The sequence below is a fragment of the Christensenella sp. KGMB01412 genome (assembly GCF_055522415.1).
In genome coordinates this window covers 159,944-182,851 of the sequence record NZ_JBVFVW010000004.1, presented here as the reverse complement: position 1 = coordinate 182,851, position 22,908 = coordinate 159,944, and the positions used below count along the sequence as shown (strand labels likewise).

Below are 22,908 nucleotides of genomic sequence, written 5' to 3'. Positions count from 1 at the left end.
GGGCGTGGTATGATATAATGAATCTGGTAAAAACGGCGTGCTGTCTGTGACGGATTGGAACGGCGCGCCTGCGATAAGATAATTGGGAGAATCAGAATGAGTGTAAAAAGACTGTTCGTGGAAAAAAAGAAGGGCTTTGACGTGGAGGCGCAGGCAAAGCTTGCGGATTTCAAAGAAAATTTGGGTGTGCCTGTAAAAGAGGTGCGTATTTTGAATCGTTACGACGTGGAGGGCATGGATGAAGAGGATTTCGAGTCCGCTGTTGTAAACGTGTTTTCAGAGCCTGCCGTAGATACGGTTACGCTTGACGAAATGCCGGATACAAAGGGCTATTCTGTATTCGCGGTGGAATACCTGCCCGGCCAGTACGATCAGCGCGCCGACAGCGCGGCGCAGTGCGTTCAGCTTTTGACAAGGGGGGAACGCCCTGAGGTCAGGAGTGGGAAGGTGTATCTCATCAAGGGTGCAAACAAAGAGCAGATAGAGACAATCAAGCGCTACGTGATCAATCCGGTGGATTCGTGCGAGGCTTCTTTAAAGCCATACGATACGCTTAAAATGCAGCTCGACATCCCGACCAGCGTAGATACGGTGAAGGGTTTCATCAAAATGACGGACAAGCAAATCGCGGATTTTACGAAGGAAAACGGATACGCGATGACCGCTGAAGATATGCTGTGCGCGCAAAGCTATTTTAAAAGCGAAAAACGTGATCCGACGATCACAGAACTCAAGGTGCTCGACACCTACTGGTCGGATCATTGCCGCCACACAACATTTTTAACAAAGCTTGACGAGGTTACATTCGACAACGATCCGCTTTCGAACGCAGCGCAGCGGGTGTATGACGATTATCTTGATACGCGTAAAAAGCTGTGCCGCAAAAAGGACGTGTGCCTGATGGATCTCGCGACGATCTATGTAAAGGAAGCAAAGGCTGCGGGACTGCTGAAAAATATCGATGAATCCGAGGAAATCAACGCCTGCTCCATCCGGCACAGGGTAAACACGCCGGACGGCGAAAAAGATTACCTCATCATGTTTAAAAATGAGACGCACAACCATCCAACGGAAATCGAGCCGTTTGGTGGCGCGGCAACCTGCCTTGGCGGTGCGATCCGCGATCCGCTTTCCGGGCGCTCGTACGTATACCAGGCGATGCGTGTCACGGGAAGTGCGGATCCGAGGGAGAGTCTGGCCGATACCATGGAGTTTAAGCTGCCGCAGCGAAAGATTACAAAAGAGGCGGCGCATGGGTATTCCTCCTACGGCAACCAGATCGGCCTTGCGACAGGCCTTGTGGAAGAGGTTTACCACGAAGGATATAAGGCAAAACGCCTGGAAATCGGCGCTGTGATCGCGGCGGCTCCGGCAGAGCAAGTGGTTCGTGAATGTCCGGTGGACGGAGACCTTATCGTCCTGATTGGAGGCCGTACGGGGCGGGACGGCTGCGGCGGGGCGACAGGATCGTCCAAGGCGCACGATGAAAAGTCGATTGAAAAATGCGGCGCGGAGGTACAAAAGGGAAATCCGCTTACAGAGCGTAAGCTGCAGCGGTTATTCCGCAACAGCGATTTTTCAAAGCTTGTAAAACGCTGCAACGATTTTGGCGCAGGCGGCGTATGCGTTGCCATTGGAGAGCTTGCGGAAGGGCTGGATATAAACCTTGATGCGGTTCCCAAAAAATACGAGGGACTGGACGGCACAGAGCTTGCGATTTCAGAATCGCAGGAGCGTATGGCAATCGTTGTGAAACCTTCCGATTTGGATAAGGTGCTCAAATATGCGGCGGATGAAAACCTTGAGGCGACGCTTGTCGCGCGCGTGACGGACACGGGGCGTATGCGTCTTTCCTGGAACGGAGAATTTATTGTGGATATTACACGCGAATTCCTTGATTCCAATGGTGCGACGCAGCATGCAAAGGCAAAGGTAAAACAATTCGATACGGACGGTATGCTTGAAGAAAAGACGGCAAAGACGGCAAAGGAAACGCTACTTGCGTTGCTTTCCGACCTGAATATTTGTTCGCAGAAGGGCCTTGTGGAAATGTTTGACGGAACGATCGGCGCGGGAAGCGTCACGATGCCGCTTGGCGGGAAGCGACAGCTTTCCCCTGTCCAGGCAATGTGTGCGAAAGTGCCGACCGAAAAGGCTGACAGTAAAACTGCGACGCTGATGAGCTATGGCATGGATCCATACCTTATGAGCAAAAGCCCGTTTTTGGGTTCGATTTACGCAATCCTGCTTTCCGCGGCAAAGCTCGTTTCCGCGGGAGGAGACTTAAAGGACGCATGGCTTACGTTGCAGGAATATTTCGAGCGGCTGGGCGATGTTCCGGAGCGTTGGGGCAAGCCTCTTGCGGCTTTGCTGGGAGCATACTATGCCCAAAAGGAGCTTGGTATTGCCGCAATCGGCGGCAAGGATTCCATGAGCGGAAGCTTTAAGGATATCGACGTGCCTCCTACGCTGTGCTCGTTTTGCGTGGCGCCGGTACCGGCTGCGGACGTAATCACGCCTGAATTCAAATGCGTAGGCAACAAGCTTTACCTGATGCAGATTACGCGCGATCAGGATGGGATACCGGATTTTGAGGATGTAAAACGGAAATATGAAAAGCTGCACAAGCTGATCCACGATAAGGCGATTGTTTCGGCTTACGCATTGACGCGCGGCGGCCTGCTTGCAGGCGCGGCAAAATGCGCCTTTGGCAATAATCTTGGCGTAAAACTTTTCTCAGAGGACCTCGCAGCGCTTGCCAGAAAGGACTATGGCGCTGTTATGGTGGAGGCGGCAGATATCACAGACGCTGACTTCACGTTGATCGGTGAGATTCGCGAGGAGCCGTTTATTGAAGTGTGTGGTGAAAGCATTCCTCTTACGGACGCGCAACAGGCATATACGCAGCCGCTTGAAAAGGTTTTCCCCACAAAGACGGCGGACAGCGGCAGGGTGGATACGCCGGTCTATAAAAAGAAGAATATTGTGGTGAGCCGCTATAAGACGGCAATCCCGCGCGTGGTGATACCGGTATTCCCGGGCACCAACTGCGAATACGACACGGCGGCGGCCTTTGAAAAGGCAGGAGCCGTCCCAAGCGTTGTCATCATGCGCAACCTTTCCCCGCAGGATATTGAGGAAAGCCTCAGCCAGCTTGCAAGCGAAATTGCAAACGCGCAGATGATCATGCTGCCCGGCGGATTTTCCGGCGGCGACGAACCGGACGGCAGCGGAAAATTTATTGCGACGACCTTCCGCAATCCGCGTATCAAAAATGCGACGATGGAGCTCCTTAAAAACCGGGACGGTTTGATGCTGGGCATCTGTAACGGGTTTCAGGCGCTCATTAAGCTTGGCCTTGTGCCTTATGGGGAGATCGTGGATATGAAGGATGATTCGCCCACACTTACCTATAATAATATCGGAAGGCACGTATCGTGTATGGTTCGTACGCGTATCACAAGTGCAAATTCGCCCTGGCTTGCGCTCGCGGAGCCGGGCGACATCCATACGGTGGCGGTATCGCATGGGGAAGGGCGCTTTGTAGCGACTGAAAAGGAAATCAGGCAGCTCTTTAAAAACGGGCAGGTGGCGACGCAGTATGTAGACCTTGACGGGGAACCGACGATGGACGTCGAATATAATCCCAACGGTTCGATGTATGCGGTGGAAGGCATCATGAGCCCGGATGGACGTGTGCTTGGAAAAATGGGGCATACCGAGCGGGCGGGCAAGTACAATGCCAAAAATGTCCCGGGCGAATACGACCAACGGATTTTTGAAAGCGGAGTCAAATATTTCAGGTAACAGAAGGACCAGACAAGAGCGCCGGCAATGGAAAAATAGCCGGCGCTTTTTTAAACACGAAATACTTGCAAATAGAGATAAAATGTAATACTATGGAGAAAGATGAAGTAAAGAATTTCGTTCGCCTGTTTCCCAAGGGATAGCCGTAGGGAGCAGGCTTGATTTTTATACTTTTTTATGCGAACGAAAAGGTTTACATTATCGGTTTGGCGGGCAACGCAACCAGTTGTTTTTTGCAGCGTAGCCGGACTCTCCAAAATTGAAATAAGACATCTCAGGCGAGGGCACCTCAGGCGGTTTCAGAACAATTATATGCAGACAGGAGCTCCATTGGGTATGGCGGAAGAGAAAGAAAAAGAGATCCGTGAAGAAACACAGGACGGCGCAGCGCAAAGTATGCCGGAACAAAGCAACGCCGTGAACGGCTCAGAAGAAGACGGGCAGGACACAAGCGGCGCAGTGCAGGAAACAGGCGAAGCGCCGGCCGGGGAAGAAGAGCCCCGGCTTCCGGACGATGCAAAGGGAACACCAGACGATAAAAAGCCGGACAAAAAGAAGCTGGCGTGGATACTGATTGCCATTGCTGCCGCTGTTATTGCAGTGATTGCGATCGTGCAGGTTGTGAGCGCTCAGCTCGCGCAGCAGGAAAGCATTGACGCCTATCAGCATATCGTATCGACTGATACCTCAAAAACGAAGGTAAGGGCTGTGGAAACGGCGGACAGCGAGACGGTAGACAAGGACGGAAAACGCCCAAGCGACAGGGATATTGATTTTGCGGATTTGCAGGCGACAAACGAAGATATTATTGCGTGGATTTCCATCCCCGGTACGCAAATCGATTATCCAATCGTGAAGACGGACGACAACGAGTACTACCTCGACCACGATGCCTTCAAAAAGGAAAGCAAGGAAGGCGCGATCTTTACCGATATGGGTAACAACACCGATTTTTCCGATCCAAACACCGTGATTTATGGGCATAACATGAAAAGCGGAACGATGTTTGCAGGCCTTCACCAGTATGAAGACGAGGCATTCCTCAAAGAGAATGGCGTTGTCAAAATATATGTTCCGGACGGGATGTACCTGTATGATATATTTGCGGTAAGGACAGTTGGCGACGGAAATATTTTATATGAAAATGATTTCACAAAAAAAGAAGTATTCCAGGAGTATCTGGATGGCATTTTAAGCGCGGACGAAGAAGACGCGATTGTTGTTGACGGCGAAACGCCGAATACGGACAGCAAAATAATCACTCTCTCGACCTGCATTCAGAATGAGCCTGAAAAGCGGCTGATTGTAGAAGCTGTTTTGAAGCTTGGATAGACGTATATATTTCCATTAAACGGGCAATATATAAATATGCGGGAAAGGAGAAAAAGAAAAATGAAAAAAGTACTATGTATCGTACTTGCAGTGGTGCTCTGCATTTCATTGGGAAGCGTTGCTTTCGCTGAAGAAAGTCCGGTTGCAAGCTGGATTGAGATGAGCGGCGTTCCGGAGGACGTAAGCGGCAACGTAAACGACCTGACAGATGCGCAGTGGGATTCGTTCCTCTCGTATGCGGCGGATAATTTTGATGCCGACGTCTGGGGCGGTATGGTCTATGAAATCGGCGACATCATGCTGACCAATGGGGATGGATCGGCCTATACCGGCAGCGCTTCCTTCCGTATCTATGATGCGGATGTGACGGCTGCGGATAAGGTTATGGTTCTTCACCTTGTCGGCGGCCCGGTTGAGCAGATTCCTGCTACTGCGTATGACGGCTATTTTGAATTCACAACGAGTTCAACATCGCCATTTGCATACATGATTAATGCAGGCGGTGCGAATGCGGCAGCGACGACAGAGCCGGACACGACAACAACGTCAACGACGACAACATCGCCGAAGACGGGCAATGACAACAGCACGATGGCATGGATCGTGGTAGCGCTTGCTTGTGCAGCAGTAACCTGTATTGCAGGAAGAAAAGCTGTAAAAGCCGGTAAGTAATGATTTTATTTATGAAAAAGGATGGGCGTTCAGCCTGTCCTTTTTTCATAAAATGTGGTAATTTATAATGATGAAGCAATTATCAGGATCCAAAAAAATATGGTTTGTGCTGGCGGTAATCGGTATCGTGCTGGCGCTTGTGCTCCTTGCCGGCGCTATCACCCTGTACAGGTATACAAATTACAACCCCAAAGATATGTTTCTGGACCAGAATCCATACCGTATCGAAGAAGCTGGAACGAACGGAAATCTTTCGATTGATGAACAGAAGTATACGTATAACAGCGATATTGTTACGGTTCTGCTGCTTGGAATTGATAAAACAAACCAACGGGGGATCAATAATATAACAGATAACGGCTATCAGGCCGACACTGTTTTCGCCGCGGCGATTAATACAAAAACCTCGGAGATTACCCTGATCAGTATTCCGCGCGATACGCTAACGGACGTGATGTGTTTTGACCGGAACGGGCGTTATGCCACAATGCTTGAAAAACCGTTATGCGTCGCACATTCCTATGGCGATGGCGGCATTAAGAGCGGGCAGCTGATGGAAGCGTCCGTCAGCAATCTGCTTGGCGGGGTTCCTGTCAGCAGGTATATTTCCATGGATATTGACGGCATCAATGCTGCGGCCGGGCTTATGGGAGGCGTACAGGTAGAGATGCTGGATGATTTTACTATGGTGGATCCGGATATGAAAAAAGGCGAGCTTTTTACGCTCGATGAAAACACCGCCGAATGGTATGTGCGTTCAAGGCAGCTGCCGGGAATGAGCGGGGAAAATATCAACCGCGTACCCCGCCAGATGCAGTTTGTGGATGCGTTTATCCGGATTGCAAAGGATAAGGCAAAAAGCAATCCGTTTTTCCTGTTTACCTTTTTAAGTGAAATGAAGCAATACATGGGAACCGATATGTCGGCAAAGGAGCTGATGTTCACCGCATCTTCTATTCTTAGTGCGGGACAGGACCAGATGAAAATCATCAATCTGGACGGACAGCAGACAAAGGAAGGATATGTGGTGGATCAGGAAAGCCTCGGGCAGCTGGTCAAAGAAATCTATTTTGTTCCTGCGGGCTAGACCGGGCGCCTGTCATGGTTTTTCCGCAATCAGCACATCCATACAGTGCCTGTGGGGCGTCCCGTTGCTTTTACAGTCAAATATACGCTCATCGCATGTGTGAAAGCACCAATTTGCATAACAGGTAAATAATTCGCCGGATTTCCATGTGAGCTCGGAAAGCTCTTCATCCGGCGGCAGGGGGATAAACGGCTTATCCACAAAAACATTGAGGGCGTGGATGCCGTTTTTGGGGGTGTGCGTTTGGTAATCGCGTAAAACGTCGTTGCGAATGTCTGGCGGGAGATAGTGCAATACGCCGCTGGAATAAATAATATCGAAGGTGTGGTCAAGCCGGAATTCGCGCAGGTCGGCAGTAAAAAAATTAACGTCAACATTGTGCTTCTGCGCGAGCAGGTTTGCCTTTTCGATGCCGTGGGAAGAAGCATCAAACGCGGAAACAATATAACCGTTTTTGGCAAAAAAGACGGCGTCCTTTCCCTCGCCGCAGCCTACGTCAAGCAGGTGCAGCGGTTTTGTGGGCGGACGCAATCTGAGTATGTCATAGCACATGGCCTGAGGTTCGACGCCCCAGTAATATTCCTTTGTGCGGTAGCGCTGCTCGTATGCGGTGATCTGTTTCTTTTTGGGCAGGTAGCCAAGCAATGAATCGATATCCGTTTCAAGGGCGCAGGCAAGATCCGGCAGCAGACTGATGTCAGGGCTTGACTGCGCGTTTTCCCATTTGGAAACTGCCTGAAAGGATAGATGCAGTTTACCGGCAAGCGCCTCCTGCGTGAGGCCAAGTTTTTTCCTGAGCCGAGCAACATTGTGAGCGAAATCATTCATATCAAAACTCCTTTTGTTTTGTTATACCATGATTTTATGGGCGCGGCAATAACCGGAGGGAGGAAATACCGGGCAGATTCCACAGCCGGTTGAAAAGGCACATAAAAGAACCCGGAGCTGCAAGCACTCCGGGTTCCTTTATGTAAACCATTTATATGGGGGGAGAAAAAGCTATTTCAGGGCATGGACAAATACTTCGTTGATTTTTTCCTTGGTAGGCACGCCCTCGTGGACTTTGACGCCATCCACGAAAAAAGTGGGAACATACCAGTAATCGTAACCTTTTGTTTTGTCGGCTTCGCGGTTCTCTTCTATTTTTTCGATTTGAACCTGCTTATATTCCGGATGCTCCTGTTCCAGTTCGTCTATGAGTTCAAGCGCCCTTTTACAATGCGGGCAGGTGTCCAGCATCATCATTTTTACTTGTTTTGCCATTTTGTCAAATCCTTTCAATGTAGCTGTTTGTCTTGTATGTATTATAACCTGTAATCTTCTTTGCGAAACAATAAGATTTATTGTATAATGAAAAAAACTGGAGTGATTGTGATTGAGCTTCTATCAAAAAGTTTATGAAATTGTAAGGCGCGTACCGGAGGGGCGCGTTGCGTCTTATGGGCAGATCGCCCGTATGGCGGGCAGTCCGCGCGCGTCGCGCGCAGTTGGCTATGCGCTGCATGTAAATCCTATGCCGGGAGTAATACCCTGCCACCGGATCGTGAACAGGGAAGGACGGCTTGCGCCGGCATTTGCGTTCGGCGGAACGGACGCGCAGCGAAAGCTGCTGGAAGCCGAAGGCGTGAAGGTCGATGAAGAGGGATATGTGGATATCAAAAAATATTGCTGGAACGGCAAATGACAGGTATAATAGATTTTGTCACGAAATGATTTGGAAAGGGTGAAAAAGAATGGCGGAAAAAAAGAAAAAAGGTTTTTTTCAGGAGTTTAAAGAGTTCATATCCCGCGGAAGCGTGATCGACCTCGCGGTTGGTGTAATTATCGGCGCGGCGTTCACATCGATCGTAAATTCATTGGTGAACGATATCGTGAACCCTGTGATCGGGCTTTTAACAGGAGGCATCGATTTTTCAGAATGGAAGATTCCTCTCACATCGGCAGGGGCTGGCGGGGCCACAATCATGATTGGCTCCTTTATCAATGCAGTGATCAACTTCCTGTTGATCGCGCTTGTGATTTTCCTTGTGATCAAGGGCATCAACAGCATTCATCTGAAAAAACCGGAACCGGTGGAAGAAGCAAAGCCCGCGCGCCTGTGCCCGTACTGCAGGACGGAGATAGCGGACGACGCCACGCGCTGCCCGCATTGCACCTCGGTTTTGCCGGAGGATCCGTGCGTGGAAGAGATGGAGGAAACCGTCCAGAAAAAGAAATCCTTTGGTCGTAAGCTTACGGAGGGCAGCACAGAATGAAGTTCAAAATGGTTCACAATAATTTTAATGTTCGAGATCTTGAAAAATCGCTTGATTTTTACGCAAAGGCCTTGGATTTATACGAGGTACGCCGTAAGACAGGCGATCATAACGAATACAATATTGTGTACCTGGCGAACGAAAACGCGGAGCACCAGCTCGAGCTTACATGGCTGCGGGACTGGGACGGGCCGTACAACCTTGGAGATAACGAGTTTCATCTTGCGTTTACGACGGACGACTATGAAGGCGCTTTCAAAAAGCACCAGGAAATGGGCTGCGTTTGCTTTGTAAATGAAGAGATGGGAATTTATTTTATCGAAGATCCGGATGGCTACTGGCTGGAAATATTGCCTGAATAAGCGGGAAAATACGGCAACGGAAGCATGACGTTATGCTTCCGTTGTTTTTGTTCACAAAAAATTAAATTGCATTCAGCAAAAAAAGCGTTATAATAAACTCTATGCAAACTGAACACGAATGATGAACGACAGGCGGACGCGCAATGGCAAGAGAGAGCAAAACGCTTAAAACAACAATGATGCTTACGCTCATTATCATATTGAGCAAAACCGCTGGGTTTGCCCGCGAGATCGTACGCAGTGCGACCTTTGGGCAAACCATCCAAAACGACGCCTATTCCTTTGCATATTCTTTGATTACCATACTGATGATCCTGTTTTCAACAGGCATCGGCTCCACATTTATTCCAATTTACACCAAAAACCGGTTAAACGCAGGTGAGCAAAGCGCGAACCGCTACGCAAGCAGCATATTGAACCTGTACATTATTTGCGCAATCGTGGTAAGCGTGATCGGCTTTTTTGTTACGCCTGCCATATGCGGCCTGATCTGGCAAAACCCAGAGGGCCTCGACCTCACCATAAAGCTGACGCAGATGATGTTTCCCGCGCTTGTGTTTTGGGCGGTTTCCGGCGTGCTGACCAACGTGCTCAACGCGCGTAAAATATTCATCCCCGAGCAGCTTACCAATTTTTCTCTGAGCTTTTGCATGATCTTTGCGTGCATGGCGTTTGGCTCGATTGAAGCGGTGGCGGTGGCAACGGCGATTTCCGCCGCACTGCAAATTTTGATCCTGATCCCGTATCTCCGAAAAAATTACCGCTATGAGCGCGTTATGGACGTGCGGAACCCGGAGATCAAGCGTACCTTTTTGCTGGCTGTCCCGGCGGTAATCAGCATGGCGTTTGACGAGATCAATAATATGGCGGATAAGTTTTTCGGCACGGCAATGGGAACGAGCGTTGTTACGGCGCTTGGCAACAGCTATACGCTTGTGCAATCGGTGCTTGGCATCCTTGTCGTGCCGATTACGACCATCATGTTTTCACAGCTTTCCCAATATGCGGCGTTAAAGCAGCACGATAAGCTGAAAAGCACGGTGCGGCAGTCTCTGGAAATTGTCGCGCTGATTACGCTGCCTATTATTGTGGTGGCGTTTGTAAACAGCCAGGACATCATCGGCATGTTTTACCAGCGGGGCAAATTCACCTTGGAAAACACACTGTTTACCGCGCCGATTTTTGCGTTTTACATTTTGGGAATTTTTGCCTTTGGAATGCGCAATTTCCTTACGCGCGTATTTTATGCGCTGCAGCTCAACAAAATCCCGATGTTTATCGGCATTTTTTCCGTGACGCTCAATATTGTGCTGGATATGCTGCTTAAGGATGTTTTGGGGGCGAAGGGCCTTACGCTTGCAACCTCGATAGCGAGCTTTGCCGGCGCGATCATCATGATCATTGTATTGCGTAAGCGGATCGGCAATATGCACCTCAAACGAAGCAGCGTACAGTTTATCAAAATATTGATCGCGGCAGGTGCCTGCGCTGTAGTGACGATCCTGCTACACCAGTTTTTGCCGATCGAAGGAACGGATTTTGGACATAATGCCGCGCGGCTGCTGTCGAGCGGACTTTCAGGGATCGCAGTGTTTGCCATCGTTGCGTACCTTTTGAAAATTGAAATGGCGGGAAAGCTGATGCGCGGGGCGAAAAACAGGCTGAGACGGAAAAAAACATAAAAAAAAAGCAGGAACATCTCTTGCTTTTTTGTTATCCTTTTTCGGCCGCAAGCGCCTCAGCCTTCCTCTTCTTCTGTACGCTGTGCCATGCGACGATCTCGCCGACCGCAACAGCGCTTGCCACGCCCACAACCAGCGGAACGTTGAGCGTTTGGCCGCCTTCCGGCGTTTCGTTTATGAAGGTAAAGAATAGCGTCATGCAAAGCAGGAAAAACGGGATGGCTGCAACAAGGAAAATCCGCACCTTACCGCCTTTGACGCGATAAGGCCGTTCCCTGTCCGGATCGATTTTTCGCAGACGCCAGAATGAGGGAAATAAAAACAGATAACACGCCAACAGCAAATCTACGTTGAGCGCGAAGAACATCCAGAACACATCCGTTCCGCTGCCTGAAAGCTCCATAACGGCGGCTACCGTAAGGAGTATGGAGATCACGACGCCGTTTGTCAGGTTGGCGCCCAAGGGCATACCTTCCTTCTTGCTTTTGGAGGCAAGGAATTTGGGCAGCGTGCCATACTGTGCGGCGTGCTGCGTCACATAGTTGACTCCCAGCGACCACGTCAGCATATTTGTTACGAGCGTAAACAGGAACAACAACCCACAGATCAGTACGAGAAGCCCTCCCTGGGAACCGGCAAGGATGCGCAGGCTGTCGATAAAACCGCTCGCTTTGGAAAGCTCAGCCGTTGGGATCGCTACGCCGATGCCAAAGGATGCAAAGAGGTAAAACGCTGTGATGAGGATACCGCCGCCGATGATGGCGCGGGGCAGCTCCTTTTTGGGGTTCTGCATATCGCCCGCATAGGTGGTAACCACCTCAAAGCCAATAAAGTTAAAAATAATGATTGAAATAAAGGAAAGGCCCGCTGCGTTTGGGAGAAAATCCGTAAACGAGGTAGCGGGGTTGGCGACTCCGCGTGTCAGGGCGGCGTAAACGCCCAGACCGCCCAGCACAAGGATAAGGCCAGCCTTCAAAAGCGCGCCGATGTTTACGAGCCACTTGCTTTCGCTGATGTGGAAGTTGGAAAGCAGCACCACCAGCCACACAATGCCAAGCTGCACAAAAAGCGCGGTAAGGGGTGGAATTGGTATTCCCGTCGTCGCGGTAAAAACCTGCGTAAACATTACGAGCGTGGATGTGATCCAGATTGGAAAATTGATCCAGTAATAAAACGCCGCGCGTGAACCGGTGCGTATACCAAACGCGCGTTTTACCCAGTCACATAGTCCGCCCTCGTCCTCATAGGCTGTTCCAAGCTCCGCGTTGACAAGGCCGTAAGGAATAAAAAAACCGAGCAACAGCAAAATCCACCAGAAATACTGCGAATTTCCAATCGCCGCGGCGGGCGCGACCGCGTCTATCGTCAGCACGACGCACACGGCAGCTAAAATGGCATCAAACAGTCGAAGTTTTTTCTTTGCCATAGCGTTATCCTTTACAAATGAAATCGGATATGAAATATACCTTATGGTAACACGTTCCCTGTAAAATGATAATGCGCCAGAGAGGAATGGGAAGCTGTTTCCGCAATGTGAATGATTGTTACATACAGCGTAAAAATATTCCATATCAAAAGGAAAAAAGCGGGTACTGCAAGGATTAATCCCGCAGAACCCGCCGGTTTCACCTTTTATGCTTTCATTTATAACCGTTTCTCGATTGCCGTAATCATTGTTTCAAGCGTTTTGATACGCGCATAGTGCTTATCATTGGATTCGATTGCAGTCCATGGTGCAAAATCCGTATTGGTATAGCGGAACATATCGTTTACCGCTGCGGTATAAAGATTCCACTTGTCGCGGTTGCGCCAGTCCTCCTGCGTAATCTTCCACTGCTTTTCAGGGGTATTTTCACGCTCTTCAAAACGCCGGAGCTGTTCGTCCTGGTCGATTGCCAGCCAGAATTTGAAGATGACAGCACCCCAGCGGTGCAGCATATATTCAAATTCGTTGATTTCATTATAAGCCTGGTTGATACGTGAAACAGGCGTGAAACCCTCTACGCGTTCCACAAGCACCCTCCCATACCATGTGCGGTCAAAAATACCAAAATGGCCTGTGCGCGGCAACGCCTTCCAGAACCGCCACAAATACTGATGGGAAAGCTCGTCCGGCGTGGGAGCGGCAATGGGAGTAACCGAATAACCGCGTGCGTCAAGCGCGGAAGCTACCCGCCTGATGTTACCGCCCTTACCGGCGGCGTCATTTCCCTCGTAAGCTATGATAACGGGTATTTTTGCAAGATATAGCTTGTTTTGCAGCTTGAAGAGTTTTTTCTGCAGACTTTTGAGCCGTTCCTTGTATTCTTCTTCCGCAATGGCTTTGGGCAGGTCAAGCTCTTCGATGGTTTTGTGTGGCAGAAGATGAAAGCATGGTTTGACCTGCGGAGCAAAGTCCGTTTCCTGTGCCGGTTTTTCCTCCCTGATTTTTAAGGCGGATTCCAGCTCGTCCGCAATCGAAGAAAAAACAGTGGCACGAACATACCGTTTGTCCGTCGCGGCAACAGGCCGCCAGGGAGCGTAGGAAGTATTTGTCGCCTCGAGCATTTGGTCAGAAATTTCCGTGAGCTCCTTATGAAATTTCAGGTTTTTAAAATCTGCTTTGTTTACGCGCCACGATGTGCTTTTGACACGTTTTAATTTTTCAAAGCGTTTTTTCTGTTCTTTTTTGTCGATATACAGGAAATATTTCAAAATCAGGTAACCGTCGTCCGTGAGCTGGCGCTCAAACGTATTGATTTCCTCAAAATAGCGGGTATATTTTTCCTTGCCGGTTTTCCTGCCGAAACGGCGGAACCATCCGCCATACCAGCTGCGGTCATAAATCGCCATGCGGCCATAGGCGGGCATTTGTTTTGCAAAGCGTGCAAGCCACGGCACGCGCAGGTCGCCTGGTTCAGGATCCTGCGTATTGAACACCGTAAAGCCACGCGCGTCAAAATGCAGGATCAGGGAATTTACCGTTGCGCCTTTTCCGGCGGCGGAAGGGCCTTCAAAAAGGATGATTACAGGGATTTTTGCCTGTATAATCCTTTGTTGCAGCATCGTAAGCCGCGGCCCCAATGCTTCTGCAATGGGGGCGTATTCTTCCTTTGACAGCTTCCGGGTTAAATCAAGTTCCTTTAACATGATAAGGCCTCGTTTCTTTCTTTATTAAGACAGGGCTTGCCCAAACGATCTGCGCGCGTATGCAGATAACTGCCTATAGCGGAATCATTGGGAATGCAAAAGTTGAAATACTTTCAGGCAGTTCTATCATAATCCGGTTTTGCAGAAATATCAAATAAAACAAAGAACACGGCGTGGAAAGTCGTAATTCCGCCGTGTTCCGTTATTGCTGTAGAGGTTTGATTAATAGCTTTCGAACAGCTTTACTCCCTTTGTCATCAGGGACCTGTAAATAAGGATGCTCAGGATGACCATGAGCGCAAGCATGATGAACAGGACAAGCCCGCCAAAAAGGACTGCGAGTATTGCGGGTAAAATCGTGATCAGGAAACCTACCAGCATCACAACCAGCGTGGCTTTGCTGTTTTTGATGACGGATACCTCGTTGGTCCAGTCAAGGTTCACGTTGTGCAGGTTACAATATAAGCCGAACAGCGCGATAAAATACCCGTATGCAAGCGGCAGCAGGTACATCAGGATTACCCCGGTAATATCGGGCTTCAAGGCGATACTAAACAGTGTCGCATTGATAATAACTGCCGGATAATACAGCGTGAGCGCAACATTAATCTTTGCCTTGAGCACGTCGCGTGTGTCCACCGGCAGCGAGCGCACGAGCCACAGCGTCTTTCCCTCCAGCGAAACGGAGGAGGAAGTGGTACAGGAGATGACAATAAAGAATGAAAGCGCGATTGGCCCGGCTGTGGAAAGCAGTCTGGCAAAACCCGGAATATCCGCGTATACGCCAAGCCCGTCCACACCCGCAACCACGAGCACTACAGATACCACTGTAAGCAGGAGTAACCCTACCGCCGTATTCAGCACATATTGCGACGAAGAAAGGTAACGCTTCATTTCCCGCTTGTACAGCGCGCGCTTGGGCGTAGTCTGCTTCAGCTCTGTCATTTTGTAACCACCCGCAGCGCGGTTGGTTGTGAGTGCGGTATTGATTTTCCCAAAGGATTTGGCGATCACCGCAACAAAGGCGGCGAATGCACCCAGGGAAATCAGCAGGAACAGCAGCAGGGAAAGGCCGTTACCACTCAGAGCCTGCGAATACAGCGCCGTCATAGGATACACCTTCACAAGCACATCGTTAATCGTCCCGCCAAGGTTTGCGAAATTGATCAGGATACTGTCTGAATTGGTCCAGAATCCAAGCCATACGACCATAAACGCCATAAAGAAAATGATCGTAAATATGACGTTAAAGCCGTTTTTACGCTTGAAACGGGAGGCGGCCATTGCAATCAGCGAGCCGATGATTGTAGCCAGGATAATCGGCAGCATGGGAATTGCAATCAGCGTGACAACATAAAGCAGATAAAAAATTGCGGGTGGGGAAACCACGATTGCATAGGCGATTGCCGCCGGTACCATCAGCATCAGCACGAACAGGATGTTCATGCCATAAAGGATCAAAATGCGGCTGCTGATGATCGTACTGGTTTTAATGGGCAGAGACATCAGCATATCATAGTCCTTAAAACCAAACAGCGTACCGTTCACCTTATAGATTGATGTGAACAACGTCACAAGCGACGCCGCCATCATCATAATGTTAAGCATAATATATTCCGCGCCGATTGCCTGCAGGCTATAGGTCATTCCAAGCGCCATTGCAAATACTGCAAACAAAATCAGTATATAGCAGATGATAAGAAGCACGCTCATGCCTGTTGACCTGCCCGCAGCCTTTTTGTCGGTGGAAAATTTTGCTTTGTTAAAACCAAACGAGGTTTTGATATGTATTTTGATTAATGTACCAAGATTATTCATCGATTAACTCCATAAATACGTCTTCCAGACTTTCGTCGCCCTTGACGTCCTCGATTTCTCCCGCGCGCATCAGCTTGCCGTTTTTGATGATGGCGATTTTGTTGCAAAGCTTCTCGGCAACCTCCAGTACGTGAGTGGAGAAAAAGATCGCCCCGCCGTTATCGCACAGCTCGTGCATCAGCTGCTTTACCGTATGCGCCGCCTTGGGATCGAGGCCGACAAACGGTTCGTCGAGCACCATAAGCTTTGGTTTGTGGATGAGCGCGCCTATGATGGCAAGCTTCTGCTTCATACCATGCGAATAGGATGAAATCAGGTCTCCAAGGTTCTGTGTAATTTCAAACAGGTCGGCGTAGTGTGAAATCAGCTCCTCGCGTTCGCCCTTTGGAATCGCAAAGACGTCGCCGATAAAATTAAGATACTGGATTCCTGTCAGGTTCTCATAAAGGTCCGGGTTATCCGGAATATAGGCGGTGATTCGTTTGCAATCCACAGGACGCTCGCGAATGGACATCCCGTCGATTTCGATTTGTCCTTCATCAAAATCCATGATGCCGACTACAGCTTTGATGGTGGTTGTCTTTCCTGCGCCGTTGTGACCGATGAATCCGTAGATGTCGCCGTCTTCAACGCTAAGCGAAAGGTTGTCCACCGCTTTTTTTCCGCCTTTGTAGGTTTTGGTAAAATTCTTAATCGTTAACACTTTTTGCTCCTTTCAACCAGAACAGAACTCATAATTGCCGTTTTTTAAGGAAGCTTCCCCCTGAAAACATCTTCATTATAATACGTGGTCATATGACTGTCAATGATTTTCATATGATTTTTATAAAATATTAAGAATTGCTTTTTAATCCATTTTAATGTTACAGGAAAGAGGTGTGTTTATGATTATTGCAGTTTGCCAAATAGTCGTGCAGCAAGCATTTGTTAGAAACTGCTATGCAGCGAACATACGGCGGCGCAGCCATGCGACGCCATAAGTTAATACGCTGTACAAAAAGGAAGGAGATCAGAAAAACTATGAATTTAAAGATAAGTGTGTTTTTCAGGGCGATTCCACTTATGATGGGCGCAATTTGCCTCGCCTTTGGGATTTATGTCCGGCAGATGGCGATTGGGGATGGCTTTATCATTGCGGGAAATGTACTCATTTCATTGACAGCCATATGTATCGCGCTTTACGCAACGGCAGCGACCATCATCCGCCAGATTATCAGCCATTACACGAAAGCGGACAGGATTTTACTGCCCATACTTGGCTATGCCGCGGGAATTGCGGCTGTAGTATGTGGTATTATGTTGTTTTCCCATGAATCGGTATCTGCGGACGTGGTTTCAGGCAACGTTGTGTTTGGCGTTGGGCTGATCGCGTGCTGCGTGGCTACTGTGGCCATATCGTCTGGAAAATTTTCCAGAATACCGCTTAACTCGGCAAACCTGAAGGATGGTGAGGTGGCGAGGGACGGTTATTCCAAAACGACTTATTACGTTTATTTCAGCATTCCCGTGATCTGCACGGCGATTGCACTCATACGCGGCGTTTACCTGCTGTCGCTGGGAACTACGCCGGGCTTTGTAGCGGGGCACGTTATGATTGGCCTGGGGCTGATCTGCGCGAGCCTGATTGCGCTTGTGGGCACGGTGTTGCGGCAGATACAGAACCTGTTCACAGGGAAAGAACGCTGGAAATGGTCTGTTTTTGTGGCGTGCATGGGAACGGTGTGCCTTGTCTGGGGCATATTGTTGATGAATCCATATTCGGCTGCGGCAGTCGCGCCAGGGTTTGTACTGGTAGGCCTGGGACTCATATGCTACAGCGTATCGAGTAAGGTTTTGCTGCTTGCCTCGGTATGGAGGAGAAAGGCGCCACTGGGCAAACGGATTCCGCTCATTCCTGTCATGACAGCGCTTTGCTGCCTTTTTATTGCAGCGTTTTTGTTTGAAGCATCCTATGCAAATCCGAATTTTTTTGTACCGGCGCATATCATGGTGGGCCTTGGGGCGGTTTGCTTTACCCTGTTTGCAATCGTGTCCATTTTGGAGAGCGGAACCGCAAAGCTGGAGACATGACCTTGCCGCTTGTGGTACAATAAAGAAAAAAAGGGAACGGAGGCGCGTTCATGAACTATATTATCGACAGGTTTGAGGGGGCATATGCCGTTGTGGAGCTGGAAAATAAAAAAATGGTGTCTGTTCCATGCGAAGCGCTGCCCGACTGTGTGCAGGAAGGCGACGTCATCAAGGTGACGATCGATCAGGAAGAGACGCGCGCGCGGGGAGAGCGAATCCAGAAGCGCGTAAAGAAACTGTTTCATAAATAAAAAAGAAGCGGATATGGCAACTCCCCAAAAAGATAGTAAATAATAGCTGCCAAACAGGATTAACGCAAAAAGGCCAATGGGCAAAATTTGCCCATTGGCCTTTTTGCATCGACATTTTAACCCCCATTTTGGGGATTCAGGTACAAACACCTTACCTCTTAAAAAGTACGCTTTGGATCATTTCATATGCAATTTCTTGTACAGGATTCAACATTATCATGATTTAAAACACCTTAAAGATTATTCGACTGATACTTATTTTTAAGGCAAATCAGAAAAGAAATCAGCATAATCAACACCAAAAATTTGATGTAACGCTATCAACTCGCTAATGCGTATGTTGTATGTACCTAATTCAATTTGTGAATAAGCGCTTCTTGACATACTACAACCCATAATTTCCAGTTGAGCGACGACCTGCTCTTGTGTAAGTCCTGATGCGTTACGAAGTCTTTGGATTGTTGAACCTATTGAAATATCTTGTCTAAGTTTTTGTGACATGATTATACCTCCCGATTGTTGCTATAAATACATTGCATTCTTTTCTTTACAATATCAGAAAAAAGATTTATAATTGCAATTAATACATTGCAATTATAAATTAGTTACGAGGAGATACATACTAATGTCAAATAAAAAAGTATTGGAAAGTTTAGAGCAAAATATAGAGGGCGTGGAGCAGCTGGTATATTTCATACAATACAACGAAGAATTGACGGCTGATGAGTTGATGATAGATATTGAAATAGATCGCTATAAAATTTCTGGAAAAGGTTCCTTTTTGGATGCTTCGGATTGTGTTAGTAGTGAGGGGACATATACGGGATATTGCCATCGACCACACTCGCCAAAAACGAAGAAACGGCATAGCGGAAAACCGCTATACCGTTTCAAATACTCATATTATCTTATGTAGGCGCCGCATATTCCGCTTCTTTTTTTATGCCAGCAATTCTTTGACCATTTCGAGGGGGATATCCATCCGCACGGCGATTTCTTCCGGGGAAAGCCCCTGGTTTTGAAAGCGTGCGCAAACATTTTCCATTGGTTCGCCTACTTCAATGATGTGGTAGTCGGGATCGTAAAAACGCACGCCGCGCTGTCCCCACGGGTGCTCTTGGACATCGTGCACATATTCGATGGGAAGGGAATGCAGCTTTTCCACGAAACCGTCAAAATCTGCTTCCTCAAAATACAACTCAGCATCGTTTCCATGATATACGATCTGCCCGTCCGGTTTGTGGATAAAATCTTTCCACGATTCCCTTGTCTGCAAAGACATTCCGCCTGTTAGGGTGACGTTCGCGCCAAAATCACAGATGACGCACAGGCCGAGCACCTCGCTGTAAAATTGTTTGGAGCGTTCCATGTCGTCAATGACGAGCAACGGGGCAACATATTTCATTCCAAGTACCTCTCTTTTTTGATTGATAATAGATATTTACTCCTGCTGCGCGGCGATATCGCCGGCAGCGGTAGCGATTACTTTGGTGCCAAGGTCGATCTCCACGTTTCCTTTTATTACGCCAACATTACTGAAAACTTCTGTTTTGACGTCAATATTACCCTGCACGCCGCGCCTGCGGGCTTCACTGGCAGCCGCGCTTTGCGCTTCGGCCCGTGCAATGCAGACCGCTTCGTCAAGCTCTTTTACGGCAATGCTTTTATCCCTGCCAAAAACCGTATAGCCGGTAATCCCGCCCGGCCCGTAGGAGGGGGCGATCTCGATGACCGCGGTTGCGTTCACATTGCCTACAATCGCGCCGACTGCGTTTGCCACTCCCGCATATTCCGGAATCCGGCAAACGGTGTGGAGCGCCTTTGCTACGTCCGGCAGGAAGATATGCGTGGGCGCGCCAATGCCAACCAAAACGGCTTTGGTAGAAAAGTCGGCGCTTGTAAAACCACGCGGTGATTTGGAGGCTTCCCAGCTTTGGGAAATCAGGTCTTCAAGCTGGGGGCCGATTCCGTCCGCGCGCAGGGATTCGTACTCATCCTGCAGCAAAATACGCACGATATTGCAATACATTTTCTTTTTGACCATGTCGTATACAGATTCGCAAAAATCCATAAGCGCGTCCTTCGTATCGCTTTCCTGATCGTCCGTCAGGCCGAGCGAACGCATCAGGAATGTTGCGGCAAGCGCCGGGGCTGCCGTATCATAGCGGTTAAAATCGCCCTTGATGTGCATGATATCCGTGGGCGTCAGGCCGCACCGCATCAGGACGCCTTCCTTTTCCAGCCGCTGCGTGTCGAGCGTATACAGGTCGAGGCCGATTGCTTCGGCGGCTTTGTCAATCGGAAGGGGGCCGTCCTTTAAAACATCGCAAAGTACAATTTCCCGTTCGGAATAATTGCCGCGGTCGGGCATGGCTTTTATCAGGTAAAAAAATTCATGCAACGGAAAGGAAAGGTGCCTGTTGCCGGATGCGATCAGGCACCTAAGCTCCTGCGTTATGGAAGGCCAGGCCTGCGCGGCGACGCATATGGGCGTTACCCTTCGCGTATCGAGGGCCAGCCGCCCGTCCACAAGGCGAATCGCGCTGTCTCCCCCGAGGCCGAAGGTATCGATAAATATCCCTTTGACAAAAGTTTTCCATTTGCCAATGCTGACGCCATCCTTCACTTTGACGGGTTCGCCGTTTTTTACAAGGGAAATATCCGTTGTGGTACCGCCCATATCGATTATGACGCTGTCCTTTTCGCCAGTCAGCTTAAGACCGCCGAGCACGCTTGCGGCAGGGCCGCATAAAATGGTCTCAACGGGCCGGAGCATAGAAAATTCCTCAGACATCAGGCTGCTGTCGCTTCTGACGATCACAAGGGGCGCGTCTACGCCGCGCTCCTTGAGGGAGGCCTTGACGGCGGCAAGAAATTCGCGGATAACGGGAAGCAATTTTGCGTTAAGAAGCGTACTTGCTCCGCGCTGTACGGAATTAAGCTCTGAAAAAAGCTCGTGGCCGCATATGAGTGGAAAATCGTAACGCCGGGAAAACGCCTGCTTTGCGTTCTTTTCGTAAACTGCGCCGTTTTTCATGGCGTATAGCTCGACAATGCCAAGGCTGTCCGCGTCTTGCAGCCACTTTGCCGTATCATTCAGGAGCGCGTCAAAATCAGGCTCGATTACGTTGCCGCTCCCATCCTTTTTGATATCGTAAAAGAAAAGCTCTCCATTGTCTGAAAGGCCGTAATCTGCGCCTACCCAGTCAATGACTTTTTTTTCGATTCCCATAAGCAGCAATCTGGCACGGCCTCCCTTATTTTCCACACAGGCGTTTGTGGCAAGCGTTGTGGAAAGGGAGACAAGCTCCGCTTTTTGCAGGTATTCTTTGGGAAGCCCGTCAAGAGCGCCGCCAATACCAACAGATAAGTCTTCCCTGGTGGTAAGCGCTTTCGCGCAGGCCAGTATTTCCTGGCTTGCAAAATTATAAATGACAGCGTCCGTGTAGGTACCGCCCGTATCGATGCCGATGCCGAGTTTCATGTTTCCCTCCGGGGATAAGGATATATAATATAGTATAAATTCAAAAACCGATTTTGTCTTGTAAAATTATGGAGGGTTTCCCAAACGGGTTTGCCAAAGGCGGATTGGATACCCCTGTCGAATTTTGCAGCTGCGGATAAAAAAGGAAGCCGGCCCGCGCAATAACCCGCTGCGCTGTCCAAAAACCAATCCTTCAAATTGCGATAAACAATAACGAAAAAAACGGCGTAGGATTTTCCTGTGCCGTTTTCATATTATATAAGCCATGCCAAAAACATTTTTACGTTTTTGGTATGCGGATCCGCCTTGAAGTACCGACTGGCTCGGCCTTTAGCCGGAAGGGCTGCCGATTCAAATAATAGGAAATATTAGTTCCATTCAGCCAGTCCCTTACCTCTTCCTTTTTGAGGAGAAGGGGCATACGGATGTGGTACAGCATCAGATATTTGTTTGGTCTTGAGCGCAACAGTGTATAACGGTCAACCGGCTCGCCGTTTTCCTCAGAATGCCTGCAAAATCCGGCAAGGTAAAAAATAGCGTCGGCAGAATCGTGGAAATAGGTTTTATGCCACTTTTTCCGCAGGGGCTCCTTTTTCCATTCGTAAAATCCGGTAACAGGAACCGCAACCGGGTAGCGCAGCAGGCATCTCCTGAGGGAGCGTTCATGAAGAGCCATATCGCTCTCCACCTGATATATATATTTTCTGTTTTCAATCTCAGGGATACCCCAGGCCATTGGCTTTGCTTCTATATTATTGTTGCTGCTAATCGTTAAGACCGGCGAGATATCGTTGGGGTTTTTATCGCCCGCATCCATTTGAAAACCGTTGTATTTACTGTTGGCTTCGCTCAGGATCGAACGAATTTCAGGTGTTGCGCCGTTTTGGCTGAATTGTTCACACATAAAGCCTGCCCTCCTTTCAAAACCGAGTGAATTGAAAAGGCTGTGAATTGGTTAT

21 protein-coding genes are annotated in these 22,908 nt (G+C 49.0%); 11 read left to right on the top strand and 10 right to left on the bottom strand.

Annotated elements, in window-relative coordinates; all coding sequences use genetic code 11:
* Positions 1 to 96: 96 nt before the first annotated feature.
* The 4 genes from ACS5WU_RS08435 to ACS5WU_RS08420 all read left to right on the top strand — a co-directional run bounded on the left by ACS5WU_RS08435 (position 97) and on the right by ACS5WU_RS08420 (position 6,898).
* On the top strand, positions 97 to 3,807 hold the full coding sequence (locus ACS5WU_RS08435) for a phosphoribosylformylglycinamidine synthase (RefSeq protein ID WP_302762017.1): 3,711 nt from the start codon (positions 97 to 99) through the stop codon (positions 3,805 to 3,807).
* A 336-nt stretch (positions 3,808 to 4,143) separates the two neighbouring features.
* Entirely contained in the window at positions 4,144 to 5,139 is a 996-nt protein-coding gene (gene srtB, locus ACS5WU_RS08430) for a class B sortase (RefSeq protein ID WP_465089094.1), read from the top strand.
* A 60-nt stretch (positions 5,140 to 5,199) separates the two neighbouring features.
* Positions 5,200 to 5,811, top strand: a complete 612-nt coding sequence (locus ACS5WU_RS08425; RefSeq protein ID WP_465089093.1) for a hypothetical protein — start codon at positions 5,200 to 5,202, stop codon at positions 5,809 to 5,811.
* A gap of 70 nt (positions 5,812 to 5,881) precedes the next feature.
* Entirely contained in the window at positions 5,882 to 6,898 is a 1,017-nt protein-coding gene (locus ACS5WU_RS08420) for an LCP family protein (protein WP_465089092.1), read from the top strand.
* 12 nt (positions 6,899 to 6,910) lie between these two features.
* Here ACS5WU_RS08420 and ACS5WU_RS08415 read toward each other — a convergent pair whose 3' ends face one another.
* Together ACS5WU_RS08415 and ACS5WU_RS08410 are read right to left on the bottom strand one after the other, a co-directional pair.
* A complete protein-coding gene (locus ACS5WU_RS08415; protein WP_302762255.1) occupies positions 6,911 to 7,726 on the bottom strand; it encodes a methyltransferase domain-containing protein in 816 nt (271 codons plus the stop codon).
* Positions 7,727 to 7,897: 171 nt separating this feature from the next.
* Entirely contained in the window at positions 7,898 to 8,161 is a 264-nt protein-coding gene (locus ACS5WU_RS08410) for a glutaredoxin family protein (RefSeq protein WP_046443334.1), read from the bottom strand.
* A 112-nt stretch (positions 8,162 to 8,273) separates the two neighbouring features.
* Between ACS5WU_RS08410 and ACS5WU_RS08405 the strand changes: the two genes are divergently transcribed.
* From ACS5WU_RS08405 to murJ, 4 genes are all read left to right on the top strand, one after another.
* The gene (locus ACS5WU_RS08405) at positions 8,274 to 8,582 is read left to right on the top strand and encodes an MGMT family protein (protein ID WP_046443333.1); all 309 of its coding nucleotides are present in this window, start codon (positions 8,274 to 8,276) and stop codon (positions 8,580 to 8,582) included.
* Positions 8,583 to 8,631: 49 nt separating this feature from the next.
* Positions 8,632 to 9,153 (top strand): large conductance mechanosensitive channel protein MscL, encoded by a 522-nt coding sequence (gene mscL / locus ACS5WU_RS08400; protein ID WP_046443332.1) that lies wholly within the window; start codon positions 8,632 to 8,634, stop codon positions 9,151 to 9,153.
* Positions 9,150 to 9,515: a VOC family protein gene (locus tag ACS5WU_RS08395; protein ID WP_059109411.1), complete on the top strand. Its 366-nt coding sequence runs from the start codon at positions 9,150 to 9,152 to the stop codon at positions 9,513 to 9,515. Before mscL ends, ACS5WU_RS08395 begins: the two co-directional genes overlap by 4 nt.
* A gap of 143 nt (positions 9,516 to 9,658) precedes the next feature.
* Entirely contained in the window at positions 9,659 to 11,197 is a 1,539-nt protein-coding gene (gene murJ / locus ACS5WU_RS08390) for a murein biosynthesis integral membrane protein MurJ (RefSeq protein ID WP_302761772.1), read from the top strand.
* A 31-nt stretch (positions 11,198 to 11,228) separates the two neighbouring features.
* Here the strand turns inward: murJ and ACS5WU_RS08385 are convergent, their stop codons facing one another.
* The 4 genes from ACS5WU_RS08385 to ACS5WU_RS08370 all read right to left on the bottom strand — a co-directional run bounded on the left by ACS5WU_RS08385 (position 11,229) and on the right by ACS5WU_RS08370 (position 16,847).
* Positions 11,229 to 12,623: an APC family permease gene (locus tag ACS5WU_RS08385; RefSeq protein WP_302761770.1), complete on the bottom strand. Its 1,395-nt coding sequence runs from the start codon at positions 12,621 to 12,623 to the stop codon at positions 11,229 to 11,231.
* 218 nt (positions 12,624 to 12,841) lie between these two features.
* A complete protein-coding gene (pap, locus tag ACS5WU_RS08380) occupies positions 12,842 to 14,326 on the bottom strand; it encodes a polyphosphate:AMP phosphotransferase (protein WP_302761768.1) in 1,485 nt (494 codons plus the stop codon).
* Positions 14,327 to 14,548: 222 nt separating this feature from the next.
* Entirely contained in the window at positions 14,549 to 16,144 is a 1,596-nt protein-coding gene (locus ACS5WU_RS08375) for a putative ABC transporter permease subunit (protein WP_059109407.1), read from the bottom strand.
* Complete coding sequence (locus ACS5WU_RS08370) at positions 16,137 to 16,847, bottom strand: ABC transporter ATP-binding protein (RefSeq protein ID WP_059109414.1); 711 nt, start codon at positions 16,845 to 16,847, stop codon at positions 16,137 to 16,139. Before ACS5WU_RS08370 ends, ACS5WU_RS08375 begins: the two co-directional genes overlap by 8 nt.
* 317 nt (positions 16,848 to 17,164) lie before the next feature.
* On the opposite strand from ACS5WU_RS08370, the gene ACS5WU_RS08365 reads away from it, so the two are divergent.
* Both ACS5WU_RS08365 and ACS5WU_RS08360 read left to right on the top strand, forming a co-directional pair.
* Positions 17,165 to 18,214, top strand: coding sequence for a DUF2776 family protein (locus ACS5WU_RS08365; RefSeq protein ID WP_059109266.1), 1,050 nt, complete (start codon positions 17,165 to 17,167; stop codon positions 18,212 to 18,214).
* Between the two features lie 50 nt (positions 18,215 to 18,264).
* Positions 18,265 to 18,465: a DUF3006 domain-containing protein gene (locus ACS5WU_RS08360; RefSeq protein ID WP_046443324.1), complete on the top strand. Its 201-nt coding sequence runs from the start codon at positions 18,265 to 18,267 to the stop codon at positions 18,463 to 18,465.
* 261 nt (positions 18,466 to 18,726) lie between these two features.
* Here ACS5WU_RS08360 and ACS5WU_RS08355 read toward each other — a convergent pair whose 3' ends face one another.
* Positions 18,727 to 18,966, bottom strand: coding sequence for a helix-turn-helix domain-containing protein (locus ACS5WU_RS08355; RefSeq protein ID WP_046443323.1), 240 nt, complete (start codon positions 18,964 to 18,966; stop codon positions 18,727 to 18,729).
* A 124-nt stretch (positions 18,967 to 19,090) separates the two neighbouring features.
* Here ACS5WU_RS08355 and ACS5WU_RS08350 point away from each other — a divergent pair, with 124 nt between their 5' ends.
* Entirely contained in the window at positions 19,091 to 19,381 is a 291-nt protein-coding gene (locus ACS5WU_RS08350; protein WP_046443322.1) for a hypothetical protein, read from the top strand.
* 24 nt (positions 19,382 to 19,405) lie between these two features.
* Here ACS5WU_RS08350 and ACS5WU_RS08345 read toward each other — a convergent pair whose 3' ends face one another.
* The 3 genes from ACS5WU_RS08345 to ACS5WU_RS08335 form a co-directional block, all read right to left on the bottom strand.
* A complete protein-coding gene (locus ACS5WU_RS08345) occupies positions 19,406 to 19,870 on the bottom strand; it encodes a VOC family protein (protein ID WP_046443321.1) in 465 nt (154 codons plus the stop codon).
* A 36-nt stretch (positions 19,871 to 19,906) separates the two neighbouring features.
* Entirely contained in the window at positions 19,907 to 21,949 is a 2,043-nt protein-coding gene (locus ACS5WU_RS08340) for a hydantoinase/oxoprolinase family protein (protein WP_465089091.1), read from the bottom strand.
* Positions 21,950 to 22,229: 280 nt separating this feature from the next.
* A complete protein-coding gene (locus ACS5WU_RS08335; protein WP_302761404.1) occupies positions 22,230 to 22,853 on the bottom strand; it encodes an SOS response-associated peptidase family protein in 624 nt (207 codons plus the stop codon).
* Positions 22,854 to 22,908: the final 55 nt, after the last annotated feature.